We start from the raw sequence: 2,320 nt of genomic DNA on the forward strand, positions 1-2,320 counted from the left end.
GCTCTTCCGATCCCATGCCCGCGAACACCGTCGCCAGCGCCCCCGGCAGCGCGGTGCCGCGGCGCACCGCATCGACCGCCTGCGCCGCCGCGTCGAGCGCAAAGCCGAGCGAATCGGGCGCGACATGCAACGCGGACAGGTGAGCCGAACGGCTGGACGAAGATTTGGCGGTGGAGCGGGTTCGTGTCATTGGAGCGAAGCGTCGGCAAGCGGTGGGTGTCGCGGCTGGCGGCTGGCGGCCGATGCAACGCAAAAGGCGAGGCCTGGCCGCCGCGATCCCAAACCGGGCATTGTAGCGTGTGACCATGCGCCCCTCTTTTCGAGTCGCAGAAACAGAACACCCCGCAGCACGAAGCATGCGGGGTGGGTCGAGCGTGCGCGACGGTGACGACCACGCACGTACGACAGGGGGACTTAGTCGAAGCGCCCCGTCCGCGCCATTTCCATCAGGCGCGCGATGCGCTCCTCGGTGGCCGGGTGCGTCGAGAACAGGTTCTGCAGGCCGCCGCCGTGCAGCGGGTTCATGATCATCATCTGCGCGGTGGCCGGATGCTCCTCGGCTGCCGGGAACGGAATGCCCGCCGCGTAGCGGTGGATCTTGTCGAGCGCCGACGCGAGCGCCTGCGGATCGCCGGAAATCTGCGCGCCGCCGCGATCCGCCTCGAATTCGCGCGCCCGCGAGATCGCCATCTGGATCAGCGCGCCCGCGATCGGCGCGAGCAGCGCGACCGCGATACCGGCGATCGGGTTGGCCGGACGGCCGTTCTCGTCGCGACCGCCGAAGAACATCGCGAAGTTCGCGAGTGCCGAGATCGCGCCCGCCATCGTCGCGGTGATCGTCGAGATCAGGATATCGCGGTGCTTCACGTGCGCGAGCTCGTGCGCCATCACGCCGCGCATCTCGCGCTCCGACAGCACGCGCAGGATGCCCGTCGTCGCCGCGACGGCCGCGTGATCGGGGTTGCGGCCTGTTGCGAACGCGTTCGGCGCGTCTTCGTTGATCAGGTAGACGCGCGGCATCGGCAGGTTCGCGCGCGTCGCCAGCTCGCGCACCATCCGGTAGAACTGCGGCGCCGTGTTCTCGTCGACTTCCTGCGCGTTGTACATGCGCAGCACCATCTTGTCGGAGAACCAGTAAGAAAAGAAATTCATGCCGAGCGCGAACAGCAGCGCGATCGTCATGCCGCGCGATCCGCCGATCATGCCGCCGATCACGATGAACAGGGCCGTGATCGCGGCCATCAGCATCGCCGTTTTGACCCAATTGAACATACGTCGACTCCTTATCCGAATGCGACTCCCGCCGATTGCCTCACGCAGGTACGGCGAAAAATTGTAAGCGATCTGTTAGATAAGTGCGTATCGAAAAAATTCAATCTCAGCGCTGCGACGCCGCAAGCCTGAGGCCCAGCCCGACGAACGCGCTGCCGACCGTCCGGTCGAGCCATTTCCTAACGCCCGGCTTGCCGGAAAACCGGCGCGTCACGCTGCCTGCGACCCACGCGAGCATGCTGTTCCAGAGCGTGCTCATCACGACGAACACCGCGCCGAGGGTCAGGAACGCCAGCGCCTTGTGCGCGCTGTCGGCCGACACGAACTGCGGAAAAAACGACACGAAGAACAGCACGACCTTCGGATTCAGCACGTTCGTCCAGAAGCCCTGCAGGAACAGCTGGCGCAGCGGCTTCGCGGCCATGACCGACGCAGCCGGTGCAGCCGGTGCAGCGCCAGCCCCGGCAGCCTGCTTCGCGAAGATCATCCGCACGCCCAGATAGATCAGGTAGGCGGCCCCCACCAGCTTGATCACCGTGAACGCCGTGGCCGACGCGGCCAGCAGCGCGGTCAGGCCGAACGCGCACGCGAGCGCGTGCACGCAGCAGCCGGCCGAGATGCCGAGCGCGGACATCAGCCCCGCGCCGCGCCCCTGCGCGACGCTGCGGCCGACGATGTACGCGGTGTCGGGCCCCGGCGTCACGTTGAGCAGGAAAACCGCCAGCAGGAAGAAGCCGAAATGGGTGATGCCAAACATGAAAACCTCGGAACCGGTGAAGCGCACGGAAATTCTACGCGCGCCCGCCGTGCGGCGCGACTCGGCCGTCCGGCCGATTGCGCGCCTGCGGCGGGCCGCGTCAAATGGCGCTCAGGACGCGTCGGAAAGCGTGAACCGCTGGCCCGCGGCGAGCGGCGAGCCGGCCAGGAACTCGCGTGCCGGCAGCCGCTTGCCGCCCGGCTTCTGCAGCTGGGTCACGCGCAGCGCGCCCGTGCCGCATGCCACGACGACGCCATCCTGCCCCGCGTCGACGATCGTGCCGGGCGCCGC

The 2,320-nt window shown here is 67.8% G+C and carries 2 protein-coding genes and 2 pseudogenes; all 4 read right to left on the reverse strand.

The features are described 5' to 3' along the window. Positions 1–190: pseudogene (locus tag G3N94_RS40975) on the reverse strand (16S rRNA (cytosine(967)-C(5))-methyltransferase RsmB); the annotation flags it as partial. A gap of 224 nt (positions 191–414) precedes the next feature. Then, a complete protein-coding gene (gene htpX / locus G3N94_RS40980) occupies positions 415–1,272 on the reverse strand; it encodes a zinc metalloprotease HtpX (RefSeq protein ID WP_205799862.1) in 858 nt (285 codons plus the stop codon). 106 nt (positions 1,273–1,378) lie between these two features. Beyond that, a complete protein-coding gene (locus G3N94_RS40985; protein WP_205799863.1) occupies positions 1,379–2,029 on the reverse strand; it encodes a LysE family translocator in 651 nt (216 codons plus the stop codon). Positions 2,030–2,140: 111 nt separating this feature from the next. Continuing rightward, positions 2,141–2,320 (reverse strand): annotated as a pseudogene (locus G3N94_RS40990) (methionyl-tRNA formyltransferase); the annotation flags it as partial.

Source organism: Burkholderia sp. Ac-20353, from assembly GCF_017104785.1.
Lineage (GTDB): Bacteria > Pseudomonadota > Gammaproteobacteria > Burkholderiales > Burkholderiaceae > Burkholderia.